Genomic DNA, 22,170 nt, shown 5'->3' on the forward strand with positions numbered 1-22,170 from the left:
CATTTTCCTTCTGGCACCCAAATGAAGTAAAAGAACACCTAATGAAAAAAAGGATTTTATTAAAAATAGGCTCAAATACCTTAACGAAGGAAACCAATCAGATTTCTCGAGGAAAGATAGAGGATATAGGCAGGCAAATTGCGGCGCTCAAAGACGACTATGAGTTTGTCATTGTTAGTTCTGGTGCTATTGCGGCAGCAAAACAATTTGTAAAACTAGAGCATAACGGAGAAGAGATTAACGTAAAACAAGCCTTAGCTGCTATTGGACAACCGCATTTGATGCGCATGTTTCAAGAAAGCTTTAGAGAGCTTGGCCTTTTTTCTGCACAGTGTCTTTTATCGTATTCAGACTTTGAGAACCCTAAGTCCAAAGCCAACATCAAGAATACCATAGACATCTTGGTAAGTAACAATTTCATTCCCATTATTAATGAAAATGATACGGTTGCTGCAGATGAGATTCAATTTGGTGATAATGATAAGTTAGCCGCCTTAACCGCAGCACTTCTTAAAGCAGACCTCCTCATGATTGCCACCAACACAAATGGCATATATACCAAAAATTCTATAGACAACGGGCAACCAGAGACCATTCCTGAAGTACTAGGCGTCTCTAGTTTACAACAAGAAGTTAGCTCGGGTAAATCATCACACGGTACTGGTGGGATGCAATCAAAAATTGAGGCAGCGACCATTGCACAGAATGCTGGTATTGAAACTTGGATTGTAAACGGTCTTAACGATAGCTTCATTACAGATGCTTTTGCCGGTTCAGGAAAACATACCAAAATAAAAACCAAAGACGGTCAGTTTTCAAAAGACCATTGATGTAAAACACATCCACAGGAAATAAGTAGAATATCCAGAGAAACAGAACACAAATGAAACATTACCTTTCTTTACAAGACATAGATTCGCTAGATAATTGGGTAGAAGAAGCCAGAGACCTGAAAGAAGACCCAAGAAAACATAAAAACCTAGGTTCAGATAAAACTATTGGTTTATTGTTTTTCAACAACAGTCTTCGTACGCGCTTAAGTACTCAAAAAGCAGCTATGAACCTTGGATTGGAAGTTATTGTTATGAACTTTGGAAGTGAAGGATGGGCTTTAGAATATGCCGATGGTACCGTTATGGATCAAGGTACTTCTGAGCACATTAAAGAAGCTGCACAGGTTATTTCTCAGTATTGCGATATTGTTGCCATTAGAGCTTTCGCTGGATTACAGGATAAAGAAGAAGATGAAGCCGAACGAGTTTTAAATGGTTTCAAAAAATACGCCAGTGTTCCCATCGTAAATATGGAAAGTTCGGTAGGTCATCCTTTACAAGCCCTAGCAGATGCCATCACTCTGGCCGAACAAAACACGAAAGCAAGACCTAAAGTGGTACTTTCTTGGGCGCCGCATCCAAAGGCATTACCGCATGCTGTGGCCAATTCCTTTATTGAGATGATGCATTTACAAGATGCCGATTTTGTTATTACACACCCGGAAGGATACGAGTTGAACCCAGAAATTACCAAAGGGACAACCATTGAGCACGACCAGAAAAAGGCCTGTGAAGATGCTGATTTCATTTATGTAAAAAACTGGAGTAGCTACTCTGATTATGGCAAAGTACTGAGCCAAGATAAAAACTGGACGATGACTCCTGAAAAAGTAGGTAACGCAAAATTCATGCATTGTCTTCCTGTACGTAGAAACATAGTGGTTGCAGATGCTGTTTTAGATGGTGACCAATCGCTTGTTATAGAACAGGCCAATAACAGAACTTATGCAGCGCAGATTGTATTGAAGAAAATCTTGGAACAGTAGGCATGAAATTATCCATCATAAAAATAGGCGGAAACGTCATCGAGAATAAAGAAGAACTTTCTAAGTTCCTAAAAGCATTTTCCGAATTGAAAGGGCCCAAAATATTGGTCCACGGTGGAGGAAAACTAGCCACAAAATTAGGTACCAGATTAGGTATTAAATCAAAACTTATTGATGGCCGCAGAATTACTGACGAAGAAAGTTTGGGTCTGATTACCATGGTTTATGCCGGATTGGTAAATAAAAATATTGTAGCAGAGTTGCAATCGCACGACTGTAATGCTATTGGATTAAGCGGTGCGGATGGCGATACCATTCAAGCTCATAAAAGACCTGTAAAAGACATTGATTATGGCTATGCGGGTGATGTTGATGGAGTTAGCACAAAAACTATTGCAAAACTTTTAGAAGCTGGTCTTACTCCTGTTTTCTGTGCTATGACACATGATGGCAAAGGTCAATTACTAAACACCAATGCAGATACCATTGCTTCTGAACTTGCTATAGGAATGAGCGGAAACTATGAAACTATTCTTTACTATTGTTTTGAAAGAAAAGGTGTTCTTTTAAATGTGAATGATGATGACTCGGTTGTAAAAAATATTGATAGCGCATCCTACCAAGACTTACTAAAACAGAAAATTATTGCTGACGGTATGCTACCAAAAATGGAAAATTGCTTTCACGCTTTACAAAAAAACGTACATCAGGTGCGTATTGGAGATATTAGTATGTTAGACCCTAAATCTACTTTATTCACGACTCTTACCCTATAAAAATGGAACAAGCAGCATTAACGCAAAAAGCGATAGATTTATTAAAAGAACTGATTTCGATTCAATCGTTTTCATCTGAAGAAGATAAAACTGCAGACGCCATTGAAAACTGGTTCAAGTCTTTTAACATTCCTTTCAAGCGCCACATAAACAACGTTTATGCGGTGAACAAACATTTTGACGAAAGCAAACCTACGTTACTTTTAAATTCTCATCACGATACGGTAAAACCAAACTCCGCCTATACCAGAGACCCTTTCAATCCGCATATTGAAGATGGTAAATTATACGGTTTAGGTAGTAATGATGCAGGTGGCCCATTGGTATCGTTAATAGCGACCTTCACGCATTTTTATGCCGAAGAAAATCTTAATCATAATATTTTAATGGTGGCCTCTATGGAAGAGGAAACTGCCGGCTCAAATAGTTTAAGAGGGTTGTTGGAAATACTTCCTAAAATTGATGTGGCTATTGTTGGTGAACCAACTTTATTGGATTTAGCCATTGCAGAAAAAGGACTCGTTGTTTTTGATGCAGTCATAAAAGGTACGCCTTCACATGCTGCGCATCCGAACGATGACAATTCCATTTATAACACTATTGAGGTTTTGGAATGGTTCAAAAATTATAAGTTCGATAAAGTTTCCGAAGCTTTAGGTGAAGTAAAAATGACCGTTACCCAAATAAATGCAGGAACACAGCATAACGTTGTACCGGCAAAAGTAGAATTAGTTGTAGACGTACGTGTAAACGATAAATATACCAATGCAGAAATAGCTGAGTTACTGAAGAAAGAAGCTCCGTGTGAATTAAAAGAACGTTCGTTACGTTTAAATTCTTCGGCAATATCTAAAGACCATCCGCTTATCCAATCAGGGATTGCTTTAGGCCGAAAAACTTATGGCTCCCCTACTCTTTCAGATCAGGCTGCATTAAGTTGTCAATCTTTAAAATTGGGACCTGGCGATAGTACTCGTTCGCATTCGGCAGATGAATATATCTACGTAAAAGAAATTGAAGACGGTATTGATTTGTATATTAAAATCTTAGACGGCTTTATTAAAAAATAAAACGAATAACGGTATCCACACCTATTTACAAGTTGATACCAACCAATATAGAACACTATGAAACTTTGGGACAAAGGCTTTAGCACCGATAAAAAAATAGACCATTTTACTGTTGGAAACGACCGCGAACTAGATTTACATTTGGCTAAATACGACGTTATCGCATCGCAGGCACATGCTAAGATGTTAGGTAAAATAGGATTATTAACCACAGAAGAAACTAACGCTTTGGTCAAAGAATTGGATGCTATTGCCGAGACCATTGAAAAAGGCGAGTTTGTAATTGAAGATTCTTTTGAGGATATGCACTCCAAAATAGAATACGTCCTTACCGAAAAACTAGGCGATACAGGAAAAAAAATACACACGGCCAGATCAAGAAACGATCAAGTTCTTGTTGCCATGCACCTGTACCTAAAACATGAACTTTCTGAAATAAAATCAGGAACCAAGGAATTGTTTGATTTGTTATTGGAACTTGCCGAAAAACACAAAGACGTATTACTTCCTGGGTATACTCACTTACAAATTGCAATGCCTTCTTCTTTCGGACTCTGGTTATCAGCCTATGCAGAAAGCCTTATTGATGATTTATATTTTGTTGATGCTGCGTATAAAGTAGCGGACCAAAATCCGCTTGGGAGTGCTGCTGGTTACGGAAGTTCTTTTCCTATAGACCGTAGTTTCACTACTAAAGAAATGGGTTTTAAGACTTTGAAATATAACGTAGTCGCTGCCCAAATGGGTCGTGGAAAAGTAGAAAAAGCTACTGCATTTGGTATGGCAAATATTGCCGCTACCCTATCAAAACTAGCTATGGACATCTGTTTGTACATGAGTCAGAATTTCAACTTTCTATCCTTTCCAGATGAGTTGACTACTGGTAGTAGTATTATGCCACATAAGAAAAACCCCGATGTTTTTGAATTGGTACGAGGTAAATGCAACAAGCTTCAAAGTATTCCCAATCAGTTGACTTTGGTTATCAATAACCTACCAAGTGGTTACCACCGAGATTTACAATTGGTAAAGGAAATTATTGTTCCGGCTATTCAGGATATGAAAGCCTGTATTGAGATTCTGACATTCAGCCTTAAGGAAATGAAGGTAAACAAAGGTATATTGGAAGACCCAAAATACGACTATCTATTTAGTGTAGACACTTTAAACGAGCTGGTGCAGAACGGAATGCCTTTTAGAGATGCCTATAAAAAAATGGGACAAGAAATTCAAGAAGGTACCTTTACTCCAAAGCGAGATATTCACCACACACACGAAGGTAGTTTAGGGAATCTTTGTTTGAAGGAGATTAAAGGGAAGATGGATAAGATCTCTTAAATTAGCTAGCATAGAAGGAAACGGTTTATGAAAACAAGAGCTCACAACACGTATTTTATTTTTTTGACTTTATTAGTGCTAATTGGGCAAAAGGCAAACGCCCAAGACACCTACCAAAGAAATACATCTGCTGACGTGCAGGGTTATGTTTTCGGGCTTACTTTAAATGACGAATCCAATAGCATAAAAGGAGAGGCTGAAATTACCGTAGCCTTTAAAAATGAAGTTAATCCGTTTGCGTTGGACTTAATTGCTAAATCGGGTAACTACGGCATGCAAGTTACTAATGTCTTTGAAGGCGATAAGCTTGCTAAGTACTCCTTTGAGCAGAATAAGATTAAAATCACTCCAACTTCATCCGAAGAAAAAACAAGAATATATAAAGTAGTTTATGAAGGTATTCCCGAAAGAGGCCTTGTCATTGACACCACTAAATTTGGCCAACGCTCATTCTTTGGTGACAACTGGCCTAATTTAGCACGGCATTGGCTCCCTTCTGTAGATCATCCTTCCGACAAGGCTACAATTGAATTCAGGATTACCGCTCCTGACCATTACGATGTAGTAGCTACTGGTGATAAAATTGAGGAAAGCAATCTAGGAAATGATTTAAAACTCACTACCTTCAAAGAACCTGCTCCCGTAGCTATGAAAGTGGTTACTATTGGTGTAACCAAGTTTGCTAGCACTTTGTTAGACGAAGTTTATGACATTCCCGTAAGTGCATGGGTATACCCTGAAAACCGATTAGATGGTTTTTCAGATTATGGTGTAGCAACCAAGGTCTTAAAATATTTTATTGATAACATTGGTCCATATTCGTACGCCAAGTTAGCCAACATGCAAGCCAAGACCCAATGGGGAGGCCTGGAAAATGCAGGAACTATTTCTTACTTTGAAAATTCTGTAACTGGTAAAAATGAAGTTGAAGGTCTTATTGCACACGAAATCGCACACCAATGGTTCGGAAATTCCGCCAGTGAAAATGACTGGAATCATGTTTGGCTTAGTGAAGGTTTTGCCACCTATTTTACTATCCTATACCAAGAAAGTGTTTATGGTAATGACAAACGAAAAGAAGAGTTAGAACTTGACCGCAAGCAGATAATTGACTACTACTTGCAAAACCCCTCACCCATTGTAGACCCTTCCATTACTGACCCGCTAAAGGTCTTGAGCATCAACACGTATCAAAAAGGAGGTTGGACATTAAATATGCTTCGCCATAAAATAGGTGATGACACTTTTTGGAAAGGCATACAAGCCTATTACAAAGCTTATCGGAATTCCAATGCAATGTCAGCCGACTTTCAAAAAATAATGGAGGAGGCTTCGGGTGAAGACCTTGAAGCGTTCTTTCAGCAATGGCTTTTTACCAAAGGACATCCTGAGCTTAAATGGAATTGGAGTTACGACAAGAAAAAATTGCAAATCAATATTGAGCAACTTCAAAAACACCATGTTTTTAATTTTCCTATAGAAATTGGGGTAATAAAAGACGGGGAAATCGTGATCTATAAAATGGATATGGCAACCGCTAGAAAGAACATTACCATAAAATTGGACTACGAACCGGACAATGTTATTCTAGATCCGGAATCTTGGTTGTTGTTTGAAGAGAAGAGTAATTAGTGATTTTTTTTGGGCCTAATTTCATATAACTTCTTTCCTTTTTTCTCTTACAAATATGAAATCATTTCTTGTCTACCATAGTTTTTTAAAAAAATAACTTTCTATACATAAACACTAGATCTCAAAATTTCACTAATCTACTTTTTTGTCATAAAAGGATGCTCATGCTAGACAAAACCAAGAATTACACTATTTATTATACTTTAAATTAATCGTAGAGCATACTCCGGAGAGTAAATAAATTACTTGCCACCCTTCTCTAATCTTACATGTTAATAAAAAGTTAACCTTTTTATTCCTACACTTTTAATAAGAATTTTTAGTCATATTTAACACTTTTCAAAATGATTCAATCGCCAACATTTTGTCTCTGACAAAATCAGTTAAAATTAGTGCTAAGAGAGATGATGATAACTTAGACACCAGAATAGTTCAGTTCTCGGAAAATCGTTACAAACGCTACGATTTAGGAAAGATGAAGTTATTAGGTTGAAAGAAAATTAAACAGCAACTAATTATGAAGAACATTTTAATTTTCACTCTTTTCATAGCCCCATTGTTCATTCTTTACGGACAAAACGAATCAAAATCGTATTTGGAGTTTTCATTTGGGCTCAGTATACATGGAACAGGCGATATTACTGGGTATCATTTCGGCACCAACTATGGTAAGGAATTTTCAAATAAATTTTATTGGCAATTGGGTTTCGAAGGTACCCTGAACGATTCCCCCTACACTCCACTTTTTTATGAACTATCGGATGGCGAAAGGGTCGATGCTACATTGCATACGGTTACTGCCGGTTTTCAGATTGTCACAGGTATTAGATATAATTTTATACAAACGACCACCCAACAATTCGGTATTTCCATTCTGCCCTTATTTCGATATCAGGCTACCTCGCTTATGGACTTGGATTCTGTCTTATTCCCAGCAGGGACAGACCTTCCATATCCCGTTCGCAGTAGTCTTAGGTTCTCTCCGGCTAGAACTTTTGCAGTAGGAGCATCGCTTCGCTTAAACTATAATTTTCAGATTGGAGATAATTTTTATCTAGGTCTTTTGGGGGCAATTCAATTTGATTCCAATGGTGATACTATTCCCCATTTTGGCTTAGTCTTAGGCAAAAGATTATAATCATAAAATCTAATATTGAGCAACTTCAAAAACACCATGTTTTTAATTTTCCTATCGAAATTGGGGTACTAAAAGACGGGGAAATAGTAATCTATAAAATGTATATGGCAACCGCTAGAAAGAACATTACCATAAAATTGGACTACGAACCGGACACTGTTATTCTAGATCCGGAATCTTGATTGTTGTTTGAAGAAAAAAACAATTAATAGAATTCTGCAAGCTTAAAAATTTCACTTCACATTATATCTTTCTCATTTTCCCGATAAACTCGGGAGAATACACGCTGCTTTCCAAACTCGTACGAAAACTATTTAATTTTCTAAAAATCAATAATATAGCAGCTATTCTGTCTGACAGAAATTTCCAAACTCTCAATTTTAACATACTCGCCATACAAATCATGGTGTTCACAACAAAAATTTCTCGACCATATGCCTATCCTATACTTTTAACAACCTAGTTGATATGACCAAATCGATTTCAACCAACCAAACCTATGAAAAGAATTTTCATCCCCCTATTGTCCTTATGGGTAATTTCCTGTAGTACGGACCTTGAAAATGTTACAGCTGAATCATTTGACGAAACGGCAGAAGAAACCACTTCTACAGTAGAAAAAACAGAGAACCCCTCGGAAGAAAGCTCAAATAAATCTCCGGTTTTCAAAACAGGTACCTACTCAATAAATGAGCATTCCCCATCAGATAGTTCCATTGGTTTTGCAAGCGCTACTGATGATGATAATGATGAGATAACCTACACCTTAGAATCCGATGTGGATATTTTCATTAACGAATCTACAGGTGAAATTAAAACAGGAACAAATCTCAAACTCGATTTTGAAACCACAAATTCTTATCCATTTACCGTATCTGCTTTTGATGGAAAAACAATTGTTGACCAGAATTTTAATCTTTCGATAAACGATATTGATGAGACCACTATCCTATCCGAAGAACAAAAAGAAATAATTACCTACGCCCAACACCTAACTTTCTGGAAAGGTGTTAGTAACACCTCGTTGAGCGCCAACCAAAAATGGGGAAGCCCCATGAAAATGTACCTCAACGGAACAATTTCACAAGAATATAAAACTACCGTTGAAAGTGTAATAACACAATACAACTCCTTATTTACAGATAGCGCCTTTAGTATTTCTCTAGTTGAAAACTCAGAAGAAGCAAACGCCAATCTATTTTTTGGAACGAAAGAAGAAGTAGAAACTATTTGGCCGGATATGTATGAAGAAATAAAAGATGGAAACTACGATGGTTTTGCAATGACCCCTTCCGAAAACTCAGTTTTAGTTTCTACACGTATTTGGATTTCGAATCCCTTAGAAGTATTGTTAAAGCATGAATTAGGGCATGCCCTTGGTTTTGGTCATTCAGACAAATGCGAAGATGAATTTAGCTTTCTCTGCTCACAAATTAGTGCAGACAATGATTTTCTTCCCGTAGAAAAAGACATCATTCGTTTTATTTATAGCTCAAAAATTACTGCTGGGCTCACCGAAAACGAAATGGAAGAAATACTAGCTGATATTATTCTAAACGAGGAGTAATTCTTCAAGTCACTAAATGCCCTAGTCACCAAACTACGTATTTGGACCTCTTTGTAGTCTAGATACAAAAACCATCCTAAAATGACCAAGAACCTACTATCTCTGCTAGTATTATTACTACTTAGCACGGGCGTTTTCTCCCAATCGTTTACTTCTATTTGGAATACAAACAATATTAGTACCGGTTCTTCTACCATTAATGAAGTTACCATACCTACCAACCCAGCTTACACTAGCTATAATTATTCGGTAGATTGGGGAGATAGCAATACCGATACTGGAGTTACTGGTGACATTACACATTCATACGCAACACCAGGACCTTATACAATTTCTATAAGTGGTGACTTTCCATCAATCTATTTTAATGATACAGGAGATAGACTAAAAATTATTGAAATTTTGAATTGGGGCACTATACAATGGCAAACTATGGAAAATGCTTTCTATGGTTGTGAAAACTTAAATTTTGATGCTATAGATTCACCTGACCTTTCTCAGATTACCTCTCTAAAGCAAATGTTCAGAGGCTGTACCTCATTTAATGGTATAGTAAATAATTGGGACACCAGCACAATTACCGATATATCAGGTATTTTCTATGAAGCCGAAATATTTAATAGGCCATTAGCTAATTGGACAACTAACTCGGTAACAGACATGTCATTTTCTTTTTACAAAGCAGAACTATTCAATGAGCCCTTAGATAATTGGAATACAGGCGCTGTAACCACCATGGAAAGTCTTTTTCAAAGCGCAGAAGACTTTAATCAAAACATCAATAATTGGAATGTTTCGAATGTAACAAATATGGTGTCAACCTTTGAATATACAAGAGCTTTCAATCAACCTTTAAATAACTGGAATGTTGCCAAAGTAACAAATATGGAAAGTATGTTTAGTAGTTCTGCTTTCGACGAGCCTATTAACAATTGGGTAGTTGACAATGTTACTGACATGTCTGAGATGTTTCGTAGTGGCAAATATAACAAGCCATTAGACAATTGGAATGTTTCGAATGTTACAACAATAGCAAGCATGTTCGCCAGCAATACCCCCTTTAATCAGCCCATAAATAATTGGAATGTTTCGAATGTCACCAACATGAGTAATACTTTCGGAAGTGCTGGCGGTTTAAAAAATTTCAACCAACCTCTTGATCAATGGGATGTAAGCAATGTAACTACCATGGCCGGTATGTTCGAAAGTTCTACATTCAATCAACCCATAAACAATTGGGATGTAAGTTCCGTAACCAATATGAATAGTATGTTTTCAGGTTGGGCATCATTCTACATAACAGCTTTTGATCAACCTCTTGACCAATGGGATGTAAGTAAGGTGACAGACATGGCTAGTATGTTTGAAGATTCATCCTTTAACCAAGACATACAACTTTGGAATATATCTAGTGCCATTAATTTATCGAGTATGTTCAAAAACGCCGATAATTTTAATCAACCTTTAAATAGTTGGTCGGTCAATGGAGTATACAACATGAGTGGAATGTTTGCAAATTCATTAGTATTCAACCAAACTTTAAGTAATTGGAATACAAGTAGTACCACTAACATGTCAAGTATGTTTTTAAACGCTACTGCTTTTGACCAAAACTTAGTGCCTTGGAATATTGCAAATGTTGGAAATATGAGTTCTATGCTCTCTAATTCAGGTCTTTCGCAAGAGAATTACGATGACACGCTGATTAGTTGGGCAACACAAACTTTTAAAGACAATGTAAGCTTAGGTGCTACCGGTGTAAAATATTGCGATAGTCGATTGGTGCGCCAAGATCTTATCGACAATCATGGCTGGAATATTACTGGTGATATTGTAAACTGTAGTAATGTATTTTGCACAACGATAACAAACCCTACAGCAGGAGATACTAACGTACCCGCAAATTCAAACATTCATTGGGCCGCAGCACCGAACGCCACGGGTTATTATATTGACCTTGAAGTCGAAAGAGCTGGAGTCAGAAGTTTTGTTAATATCAATGGTTCACCTGCAGATAATTATGATGTTGGTAACGTACAAATTTTAACTTTTAGTAATGAGTTTATTCCTGGTGATATTGTTTTCATCACAATTACCCCTTATAATGCAGAAGGACCTGCAATTGGTTGCGAAGAATTTACTTTTACAACGGTTCCATCATGGGTAAATAGCCTCGATGCCTACAAGATTACAATTGATACTAGACTTGGATCAGCCTCCGGTCTTGATCAATACAATTTCAAAATACAAAGAAATACTTCATTTTCTTATAACTTTTCAATTGATTGGGGTGATAGTGAATACAACAATAATGTTACAAATGATATTACCCACATTTACAACACTCCTGGAATTTATACTATAGCGATTATTGGCGATTTTCCTGCTCCCTACTTCTCGAGTGGAGATGATGACGAAGTAATTTCTATTGATCAGTGGGGTACTCATGTGTACCAATCTATGAAAAAGGCGTGTAGCGGTTGTGAAAACATGATTTACAATGCTACAGACGTTCCAAACCTCTCACAAGTAACAGATATGTCCGAAGCTTTCGCGGAGGCCTCATTGTTTAACGGCAATATAGATAATTGGGATGTTAGTAATGTGACTAATATGTCAGCAATGTTTGAAAGAGCCGAACTTTTCAACCAACCTTTAAATTCTTGGGATGTTAGCAACGTAACAAATATGTACAGAATGTTTGATGGTTTTGTACGGTACATGGATTTTAATCAACCACTAAATAACTGGGATGTAAGTAAGGTCACCAACATGGGGTTAATGTTTAGGAGAACCGAATTTTTTAATCAACCCTTGAATAACTGGAATGTTAGTAACGTTACTGACATGAGGTATATGTTTAACGGTACTACTTCTTTCGATCAAAACTTAAATGATTGGAATGTTAGTAATGTCACCGATATGAGTTATATGTTCAGCCTAGCCACTGCTTTTGATAGTCCGCTTGATAACTGGGATGTTGCAAAAGTCACGAATATGAATTCTATGTTCTCACGTTCAACAGCATTCAATCAAGCTATTAATATCTGGGACGTATCTTCTGTTATAACCATGATAAGTATGTTTGAAAGTGCAGAAAATTTCAATCAACCGCTAAATGGATGGGATGTCAGTTTAGTAACAAATATGGCATCTATGTTCAAAAATTCTTTTTTGTTCAACCAACCCATTGCCAACTGGAATGTTTCTCGTGTAACCAGCATGCATTCTATGTTTAACGATGCCCAAGTATTTAATCAACCTTTGCAAAACTGGAATGTCAACTCAGTGGTAAGCATGCAATCCATGTTTGAATCAGCTGAAGCTTTTAACCAACCCTTAGATCAATGGAATGTTAGTGCAGTGGCCGACATGACTTCTATGTTTGAAAGTGCTTTATTATTTAATCAACCATTAAATTCTTGGGATGTTTCATCGGTAACCTTAATGCCTTTAATGTTCAAAGGCGCAGCGGCATTTAATGATATTATTGGCAATTGGAATGTTGGCTCTGTAACCAATATGAAATCTATGTTTGAAGATGCATCTGTATTTGATCAACCCATTCAGAATTGGAATACTGGCGAAGTCTTAACTATGGAAGAAATGTTTAGCGGCGCTACTGCTTTTAATCAGTCCATTGATTCTTGGGATGTTTCTTATGTGCAAACGATGCAATCTATGTTCGAAGATGCGGTTGCCTATAACCAAACCATGAATTCATGGAATGTAGCTTCTGTAACCACTATGGAAGATATGTTCCATGGAGCTACCGCTTTTAATGGAATTATTGAAGCATGGAATGTAAGAGATGTTACCACCATGGAAGAGATGTTTCGTGATGCAACGACTTTTAATCAAAGTTTAAATAAATGGCGTCTTTCTGGTGTTAGCAATATGGACTATATGTTCTATGGAGCTTCAGCATATAATCAACCAATGGATTTATGGAATATAGGTAATGTAACTATGCGTTCTGCTTTCTATAATGCTACAGCACTAAATCAAAATTTAGCCGAATGGGATGTAAGTGGAGTTACCGATATGCGAGACATGCTGGATAACACCGCACTGATTAGAGAAAACTATGACAACACATTAATTGCTTGGTCAGAACAAACCTTGACAAGTGGCATAACACTTGGCGCAGAAGGTCTTCCTTATTGCGATGCGCAAGAAGAAAGACAAGCCATGATAGACAATTTTGGGTGGACGTTTAGTTTAGATGTTCGCGATTGCCCAATTCCAGACTGCACACTACTAGCATCACCATTAAATGGAGATGTAGACGTACCAGTAAATACCAACATCACATGGGAACCCGCTCTTTTTGCGCAAGGGTATCGTTTAACTGTTGGCACTACAGCTGGCGGTACTGATGTTGTAAATAATGTAACTATAACCAATGAAACATCGTACGAATTTGCATCAGATTTTAATACAGGAGACGTTGTCTACGTAACTATAATTCCTTTTAATGATGAAGGAGATGCAGTAGGACCTTGTACCGAAGAAAGCTTTACCATATCTAACGACCTTGCCACTATACCCGAATGTACTAACCTTACACAACCTACGCTTCCCGCAACTGATGTGCTGGTAACTAGTGACTTAAGCTGGAACCCTATTTCAAACGCAGACGGTTACAAATTAACAGTTGGTACGTCAACAGGGGCAAATGATATACTTAACGCTGAAGATGTTGGTAATAAAACCACTTATGAATTTGCCACAAACCTACCAGAAGACAGCGATATATTTGTAACCATTACCCCATACAATGATGAGGGTGATGCAAACGCATGTACCGAAGAATTTTTCCATACAGAGTTAATTCCTGTACCACCAACTTGCACCAGCTTAACAGCACCGCTAAATGGCGCAAATGATGTTCCTATTGATACCCAACTAAGTTGGACACCAGTAACAAATGCTGCCGGTTATTTAGTAATTGTAGGCACATCGTCTGGGGGAATTGAAGTAGTAAATAATGCTGATGTGGTAGGTGTTACAAATTATGTTATTCCAGGAGATTTACAGGAAAGTAGATTACACTACGTTACAATTGTTCCTTATAACGATGAAGGTGATGCTACAGGCTGTATTGAAGAAACGTTTACAACAGGAGATTCTACAAGTCCTCCAAGTTGTACTGTACTAACAACACCGGCAGATTTGGCAACAGAAGTATCACCTGCCACTAATCTAACATGGGCTGAAGTTAGTTCGGCTACCGGATATATGTTAAACGTAGGGACTACTTCTGAAGGCACAGATATTTTTACCGCAGATGTAAATAATGTAACTACTTATGATTTATTAGCAGACCTTCCCGAAAGCGCTCTTATTTATGTAACAGTCATTCCGTATAATGATAATGGGAATGCCATAGGTCCTTGTACCGAGGTAAGTTTCACTACTGACGGACCACCATCATGTACTACCTTAATGACTCCTACAAACGGAGCTACGAATATTGCAGTTGATACAAGTATTGAGTGGAGCGCTAGTAGCAATACAGATGGTTATAAGTTGACCGTTACGGCAAGTAGCAGCACAGCAAATAACTTAACAGACTTTGATGTTACTTCTGGTACAACTCACACTTTTTCCAATGACTTTGAAAGAGGTGAAACTGTTACTATAACCATTGTACCTTATAATTCAGTTGGTGATGCAACCGGACCATGTACTTCCGAAAGCTTTACTATAATTCCACCTCCCGTACCCGCTTGTACAACACTAACAACTCCTGCAAACAGCAGCGTAAATATTGCGGTTGACACTAATTTGGAATGGAATGCTAGCACAGGCGCAGATGGCTACAAACTAACCGTTTTAGCTAGCAGTAGTACTGCTAACAACATAACAGATTTTGATGTTACATCAGGAACTACTTATAATTTTACTAACGACTTTGAACAAGGTGAGACCGTCTCTGTTACCATCGTTCCTTACAATGATCAGGGCAGTGCTGTTGGATGTACTTCAGAAAGCTTTACAATTAAGCCTGTTCCGTCATGTACAACACTTAGCTCTCCAATAAATACTGCTGTTGACATTGCCGTTGATACTGATATTACATGGAACTCTATTCCAGAAGCAACAGGATACAAGTTGACGGTTACAGCTAGCAGTAGTACTGCAAATAACTTAACGGATTTTGACGTTACTTCTGGCACAACGCATTCTTTTACCAATGATTTTGAACAAGGTGAAACGGTTACCGTAACCATTACACCTTACAATGAAGTGGGCAATGCTATTGGGTGTTCGTCGGAAAGCTTTACAATCAAACCCGTACCCTCGTGTACTAACTTAACTTTACCTATTGACGGCAGCATTAATGTAGCTGTAGACACAAATATTGAATGGGCTACAATTGCCGAAGCTAACGGATACAAATTAACCGTTTCCGCTAGCAGCAGTACCGCTAACAATGTAACCGATTTAGTATTATCTACAGGTTATAGCTACGATTTTCCTGCCATTTTTGAACAAGGAGAAACAGTTACCGTAACACTAGTTTCTTACAATGAAATAGGAGATGCTATTGGGTGTTCTTCAGAAAGATTTACCATTAAACCAGTGCCTTTATGCACCAATTTAGTTTCCCCTACGGCAAATGCTATTGATGTAGCAGTAGATACTAATATTGAATGGACTCCAATTGCTGATGCTACTGGCTACAAATTAACGGTAACTGGAAGCAATAGTACAGCCAATAATTTAACCGACTTCAATATAACATCTGGTATATCTTATGATTTTACAAATGACTTTGAACAATCTGAAACAGTTACCGTAACTGTTACTCCTTACAACGAAGTTGGTGATGCCCTTGGATGTTCTTCAGAGAGTTTTACAATTAAATCGGTTCCCTTATGCACCAATTTGATTTCCCCTGCTAATAATGATATTGTTGCGGAAGTCAGTGAGTTAAAATGGAATGAAATTTTAGATGCAGATGGCTATAAGTTGACAATAAATGCGGGAAGTACAACATCTAACAACCAAACTGACTTAATCGTAACTGGAACTACCCATGTTTTTCAAAATGATTTTAACCAAGGTGAAGTTGTTACAGTAACCATTACCCCATACAATGAGGTTGGCGATGCACTTGGATGTACTTCCGAAAGTTTCACCATAAGACCCATACCACCTTGTACCAACTTGTCGTCTCCATTAAACAATGCCACCGAAGTTTCAATTATATCGGATATTTCTTGGAATAAAAGTCTTGATGCTGATGGATACCGGATTTCTGTAGGTACTTCAGCCAACGGAACTGATATTGTAAATAATGAAGATGTTGCATCCCTAACCAGCTATACTTTTGGAAATGACCTTCCTTCTGAAACACTGATATTTGTAACCATAGTCCCTTACAACACCTCTGGTGATGCTCTTGGATGTACTTCAGATAGTTTTAAGACCGAGGTAATTATTCCAGAATGTACTTCAATTACAAGTCCTTTTAACGGAGAAAGCGAGGTTGCCTTAGAAAGTACTATTACTTGGAATGAAGTAGAGAAAACAGACGGTTATCGCATTTCTATTGGAACAACTTCTGGAGGAACTGACATTGTTAACAATCAGGATGTTGGTCCATTAACCAGTTATATGCATAATGGAGAGTTTCCGTTTGGAACGGAAATTTATGTAAACGTTACCGCATACAATAGTAAGGGAGATGCTGTAACATGTGAAGAACAAACATTTACTACACTTATACCAGAAGATGATACCAAATATGGCTTCTCTCCGGATGGTGATGGCATTAATGAATATTGGCATATAGAAAATATAGATTATTACCCTAAAAACATGGTAACCATCTATAACCGCTGGGGTGATGCCGTCTTTAAAATAGAAAATTATAACAATGGTTCAGAAGTTTTTAGAGGTGATGCCAACCTTAAAACCAAAATGGGAGCTGGCCAATTACCATCAGGCACCTATTTCTTTCATATTGAAATTGAAGGAGAAACAATTCTTAAGAAAACTAAAGGATACGTAGTAATCAAGCGCTAAACCAATGAAAATAAATCAGAAAATTGGCAAGTTAGCACTAGGTGTTCTACTGTCATTCTTATCATACAATTCAACTTTTGGTCAGCAAACTGCTGTTTTCCCAGAATACAATTTCAATCCGTTTGTAATCAATTCTGCCTACGCAGGTTTATTGCCCGATACTGAAGTAACAATAACCAATACGGGATTCAGCTCCTTTGAAGGAAGTCCTAAAAACTTTAGTCTTAGTTTTCACTCTCCCATTAGTGTAGGAAGACAAGAAGGCAAGATAGGAGTTGGCGCTGGTTTAATTCGCGATGAAATTGGAGTTACAACTTCTACCAGTGCTTTCATGGCATATTCATATAAAATATTCTTTGATTTTGAAGACGATCGCCCCTATTGGCAAATTTACCAACCAGGTACTTTGTCTTTTGGTATAACAGCAGGAGTACAAAAATATCAAGATAATTTGTTAGAGCTAGGTATTGCAGACGATCCTAATTTTAGTCAAAACATTAATGCAACCATACCTACTATTGGCATTGGATTTTTATTTAATCATGCACGTTTTTATGCTGGAGTTTCATCACCAAATGTATTAGGAGACCGTTTGGCATCAAATGACGACCTTAAACTCGAAAGCCCTATATATGGTTATTTCGGTTATCGTTTTTATAATAATCGTTTTGAAGATTTTATGCTAAAACCGAGCATTCTAATTAAAACTGAAAAAGGAGCCCCCTTGCAAGTAGACACAAACGTTTCTATAAGTTTTAAAAACCGCTTTGAACTAGGTGCAGGATACCGAAGCAATTCATCCGTGAACCTATTAGCAGGCCTCTATCTTATTAAAAACTTTCGTTTGATATACCATTACAATATGGCATTGAAAGATTCACCCGTTGGTAACACGCACGGTATTATGCTTAGTTATCGCTTTGGCAAAGGATATCAATCCAACTAAAAGTCAATGAAAATAAAACCTAGAATACTAAGCTCCGAAAGGAGCTTTTATTTAACCATACCCAAATTGACTACCTCTTGTTCTGTCAAATAGCGCCAGTGTCCTCTAGGTAAATCTTTTTTGGTAAGACCTGCATAAACTACACGATCTAATTTTACGATTTCATAACCCAATGTTTCAAAGATACGTTGTACGATATTGGTTCGTGTACTAAAGATTTCCATACCCACTTGGTTTTTGGGTGCTTTATCTACAAAACTAACGTCCTGTACCTTAATTACGTTTTCATCTACCAAAATACCTTCTTGAATCTTTTTCAAGTCGGCACTACGTAAGGGCTTGCTTAGCTCAATATGAAATATCTTTCTAAGACCGTTTTTAGGGCTGTTAAGACGTTTTGTTAAGTCACCATCATTGGTAAACAACAAAAGACCTGTAGTATCTTTACTCAACTTACCAACTGGTAAAAGCTCAGTTTTAGTTGCTTTTGAAATTAAGCCCAAAGCGGTACGTCTGCCATGCTCGTTACGAGCTGCAGTTGTGAAGTCTTTTGGTTTATTAAGTAGAACGTATTCTTTCTTTATAGGGTTCAGCAAACGACCGTCAAACTTAACTTGATCGGTAAGCTTCACTTTATAACCCATTTCAATTACGGGCTTTCCGTTTACGGTAACACTACCTGCGGAAATATAGATATCAGCTTCTCTACGTGAACAAACACCTGAATTAGCCACATACTTGTTCAAGCGAATCAAATTAGGATCTGATGGCTTCTTAGGTTGTTGTTGTTGTTCTGTATTCTTCTTTACAGGTGAATTTCCTCGTGCATAACTTTTCTTGCGAAAAGTACCACCTTGCCTGCCTGAAGCTCTCTTATCATCGTTGGAATCTGATCTACCCATGTCTATAATTTATGCAAAGGTAACTTTAATCTTTGAACTCTACAGTAGATTGTCGTTTCCTATTTACGGTAAGCTTAGTAACATCTGGTCTTGAATAGTGCCCGACCGGATCAAAATTCTGACGTTCCTCGTAAACCCTATTAAAATCTAGGTTATGATACAGTAATCCTTCTCTATCTAACACAGGCTCAACCAACCACTCACCATCCGGGCCGGCAATACATGAACCACCATTAGCCATAACAGCGGGTGCTTTTTTCAAAATTTCGGCTAAATGTGGTGTGGTTTCAGGAAAATCTTCTCTTTTCATCAATGAAGAAACTGAAATTACGAAGCTGCGAGATTCACGTGCTATAAAACGGGTAATATCTTTTGTATTATGATCACTACCTGGCCACACGGCAATATGTAAATTTTCTCCTAAACCGTAAAGCGCGGTTCTTGGCAAAGGCATCCAATTCTCCCAACAATTTAGTCCGCCAACGGTAAATTCTTTTAGTGGATGAACCTGAAGTCCGTTTCCATCACCTGGTGACCAAGTCAGGCGTTCGTCATAAGTGGGTTGTAGCTTACGGTGAACCGATTTAATTTCTCCGCTTGCATCTATATAAACTAAAGAGCAATACAAACTATGCCCTCCCCTATTCTGAGCTCTTTCTATAATGCCCAAATAAATGGCAATCTTATTTTCTTTAGCCAATTTACACACTGAGTCCAATTCGCCTAATTCAATCTGAATTGAATTACGAGCGTAGTGCGCATGTAATTCTTTATTGACTTTCGTATCCCAAGCGGCACCATCGGTCAATGCCAACCAGAATGGGTAACCTGGTAAAAGGGCCTCTCCAAAAACAACAAGCTCCGCTTTTTCATTTGCAGCTTTCTGAATGGCGACCTCTATCTTTTTGAGTGTTGCCTCTTTATCTAACCAAACCGGCGAAATCTGCGCCAAGGCCACTTTTAATATATTCTCCATTATAAAATTCTATTTAAAACCAGACCTACATCTATCAATAATATACTAAAAACCCCTACGATGATAATTAGTTTAAGAATGTTGTGCAGCCAGACGTACTCTTTTTTTGATTTCGATTTAAAAAGTAAAACCAAAAATAGGATAAGAAGAACCACACAGGCCATAAAGTAGTAATTCATATATCCTACGTCAAACCTGAGTATTAACAAAAGTGAAGGAATTAACGTTAATACAATTAATATGGAAATGAGAATTTTGGATACTCTACCACCATATAAAATAGGTATGGTCTTATAATTCTGTACTAAATCTCCTTTTAGGTTTTCGAGGTCTTTTATCATCTCGCGCGCTAGAATAAGGAGGAATAAGAACATGGCATGTACGAATATTACATTTTCGAAATTCTTGTAATAAACGAAAACTGCGAAAAATGGTGCAATTGCCAAGGTTGCCGAAACAAAATTCCCAATAAACGGTAAACGTTTTAGCTTATGTGAGTAAATCCAAATACCAAAAATATAGGCCGAAAAGAAAAACACAGCTTTAAACGATACGTAGCTAGCTGCAATGACCGCTAAAAAATTGAGGATAAAGTATGTGGTAAGTTTAAACTGTTGCCCTACGAAGCGATCGATCATACTCTTCCTAGGCTTGTTTATCAAGTCCTTTTCTGCATCATAAAAATTATTGATAATATAACCGCTGGCTATAACCAAAGCTGAAGATACTACGATGATGAAAAGATTAAAATCCAAAACAACATCCCTGACAGGTAGCTGGTGCGCCAAAATATAGATAGACGCCAGATATTGCGCCAAAACAATCATAAGAATATTGTAACCGCGAACAACAGAAAAAAGACTGAATACCTTTAACAGTAAAAGTCTATTTTTTCTACCAAACATGTATATGAGATTTTAGAAGTTGTAAACCACTTCCAAATTGTAGTCTTTCAATGCTTTTTTAGCTTTATCCAAGTCTTCTGCAAAACCTAGAATGTAGCCACCACCACCAGAACCACAAAGTTTTAGATAGTAATCATTGGTTTCAATACCATTTTTCCATAAATCATGGAACTTTACAGGTATCATAGGCTTAAAATTATCTAGCACTACGTGAGACAATTGTTTTAGGTTACCAAAAAGTGAACTTACATTACCACTAACAAAGTCTTCAACGCAAGCATCTGTATGCTTAATGAACTGGTCTTTAAGCATGTTACGGAAACCTTCTTGCTTCATCTTTTCCATGAAAATCTGAACCATAGGAGCCGTTTCACCTGTTGAACCACTATCTAACAAGAATACAGCACCCTTACCTTCCGGGTTTTGTGTGGGTATACTTGTAGACTCTATATTATCTTTTGAATTGATAAGAATAGGAATACTTAAATAACTATTTAAAGGATCAAGACCTGAAGATTTTCCGTGGAAAAAAGACTCCATTTTACCGAAAACCTCTTTTAACGTCAATAATTTCTCTCTAGTCAAGTTCTCTAGAACTGTAATTTTATTTTGTGCATACTTATCGTAAATAGCTGCTACAAGTGCACCACTACTACCAACACCGTAACCTTGCGGGATAGAACTATCAAAGTACATACCACCGGTAACGTCTGCTTTCAAAGCATCAAAATCAAAAGAAACTAAGTCAGGGCTATTTTTATGCACCATCTCTAGATAACCTACAAACTCACGTAGGCTAGCATTGGATTTCTTGGCAGTTTCAGACGGATTCTCATCGGTCTTTAAAGCGCCCTTGAAAAAGTTATACGGAATAGAAAGCCCTTTAGAGTCTTTAATAATTCCATATTCTCCAAAGAGAAGTATTTTTGAATAAAATAACGGTCCTTTCATTATCTAGTTGATTAGATATGGCGCGAAAATACGAAATATACCATTGATGGTTCTATAAATTCGCTCCACAACACGATTAACGCTACAATTTTATCTGTTAAAACCATTAACCC

14 protein-coding genes are annotated in these 22,170 nt (G+C 37.4%); 10 read left to right on the forward strand and 4 right to left on the reverse strand.

Annotation, left to right across the window (positions count from 1 at the left end; translation table 11 throughout):
- Window positions 1-41 precede the first annotated feature (41 nt).
- The 10 genes from proB (at window position 42) to HW347_RS01335 (ending at window position 18,323) form a co-directional block, all read left to right on the forward strand.
- Entirely contained in the window at window positions 42-830 is a 789-nt protein-coding gene (proB, locus tag HW347_RS01290; RefSeq protein ID WP_214610152.1) for a glutamate 5-kinase, read from the forward strand.
- A 53-nt stretch (window positions 831-883) separates the two neighbouring features.
- Entirely contained in the window at window positions 884-1,819 is a 936-nt protein-coding gene (locus HW347_RS01295) for an N-acetylornithine carbamoyltransferase (RefSeq protein WP_214610153.1), read from the forward strand.
- A gap of 2 nt (window positions 1,820-1,821) precedes the next feature.
- The gene (argB, locus tag HW347_RS01300) at window positions 1,822-2,595 is read left to right on the forward strand and encodes an acetylglutamate kinase (protein WP_214610154.1); all 774 of its coding nucleotides are present in this window, start codon (window positions 1,822-1,824) and stop codon (window positions 2,593-2,595) included.
- 2 nt (window positions 2,596-2,597) lie between these two features.
- Window positions 2,598-3,665 carry a M20 family metallo-hydrolase gene (locus tag HW347_RS01305; RefSeq protein ID WP_214610155.1) on the forward strand — a complete coding sequence of 356 codons (1,068 nt, stop codon included), beginning with the start codon at window positions 2,598-2,600 and terminating at the stop codon, window positions 3,663-3,665.
- Between the two features lie 57 nt (window positions 3,666-3,722).
- Entirely contained in the window at window positions 3,723-5,003 is a 1,281-nt protein-coding gene (gene argH, locus HW347_RS01310) for an argininosuccinate lyase (RefSeq protein WP_214610156.1), read from the forward strand.
- Window positions 5,004-5,030: 27 nt separating this feature from the next.
- On the forward strand, window positions 5,031-6,635 hold the full coding sequence (locus tag HW347_RS01315) for a M1 family metallopeptidase (protein WP_214610157.1): 1,605 nt from the start codon (window positions 5,031-5,033) through the stop codon (window positions 6,633-6,635).
- A 517-nt stretch (window positions 6,636-7,152) separates the two neighbouring features.
- Window positions 7,153-7,773: a hypothetical protein gene (locus HW347_RS01320; protein ID WP_214610158.1), complete on the forward strand. Its 621-nt coding sequence runs from the start codon at window positions 7,153-7,155 to the stop codon at window positions 7,771-7,773.
- Between the two features lie 499 nt (window positions 7,774-8,272).
- Complete coding sequence (locus HW347_RS01325; RefSeq protein WP_214610159.1) at window positions 8,273-9,340, forward strand: cadherin domain-containing protein; 1,068 nt, start codon at window positions 8,273-8,275, stop codon at window positions 9,338-9,340.
- An 81-nt stretch (window positions 9,341-9,421) separates the two neighbouring features.
- Entirely contained in the window at window positions 9,422-17,377 is a 7,956-nt protein-coding gene (locus HW347_RS01330; protein WP_214610160.1) for a BspA family leucine-rich repeat surface protein, read from the forward strand.
- 4 nt (window positions 17,378-17,381) lie between these two features.
- Complete coding sequence (locus tag HW347_RS01335; RefSeq protein ID WP_214610161.1) at window positions 17,382-18,323, forward strand: PorP/SprF family type IX secretion system membrane protein; 942 nt, start codon at window positions 17,382-17,384, stop codon at window positions 18,321-18,323.
- A gap of 47 nt (window positions 18,324-18,370) precedes the next feature.
- Here the strand turns inward: HW347_RS01335 and HW347_RS01340 are convergent, their stop codons facing one another.
- From HW347_RS01340 to HW347_RS01355, 4 genes are read right to left on the reverse strand one after another with little or no spacing between them, the layout of a single operon-like run.
- A complete protein-coding gene (locus tag HW347_RS01340; protein WP_214610162.1) occupies window positions 18,371-19,225 on the reverse strand; it encodes a pseudouridine synthase in 855 nt (284 codons plus the stop codon).
- A gap of 25 nt (window positions 19,226-19,250) precedes the next feature.
- On the reverse strand, window positions 19,251-20,201 hold the full coding sequence (locus tag HW347_RS01345; protein ID WP_214610163.1) for a carbon-nitrogen hydrolase family protein: 951 nt from the start codon (window positions 20,199-20,201) through the stop codon (window positions 19,251-19,253).
- Entirely contained in the window at window positions 20,201-21,106 is a 906-nt protein-coding gene (locus tag HW347_RS01350; protein ID WP_214610164.1) for a geranylgeranylglycerol-phosphate geranylgeranyltransferase, read from the reverse strand. The genes HW347_RS01345 and HW347_RS01350 overlap by 1 nt, the downstream gene beginning before the upstream one ends.
- A 12-nt stretch (window positions 21,107-21,118) precedes the next feature.
- Window positions 21,119-22,057 carry a mevalonate kinase family protein gene (locus tag HW347_RS01355; RefSeq protein WP_214610165.1) on the reverse strand — a complete coding sequence of 313 codons (939 nt, stop codon included), beginning with the start codon at window positions 22,055-22,057 and terminating at the stop codon, window positions 21,119-21,121.
- Window positions 22,058-22,170: the final 113 nt, after the last annotated feature.

The sequence above is a fragment of the Zobellia barbeyronii genome (genome assembly GCF_018603515.1).
GTDB lineage: Bacteria > Bacteroidota > Bacteroidia > Flavobacteriales > Flavobacteriaceae > Zobellia > Zobellia barbeyronii.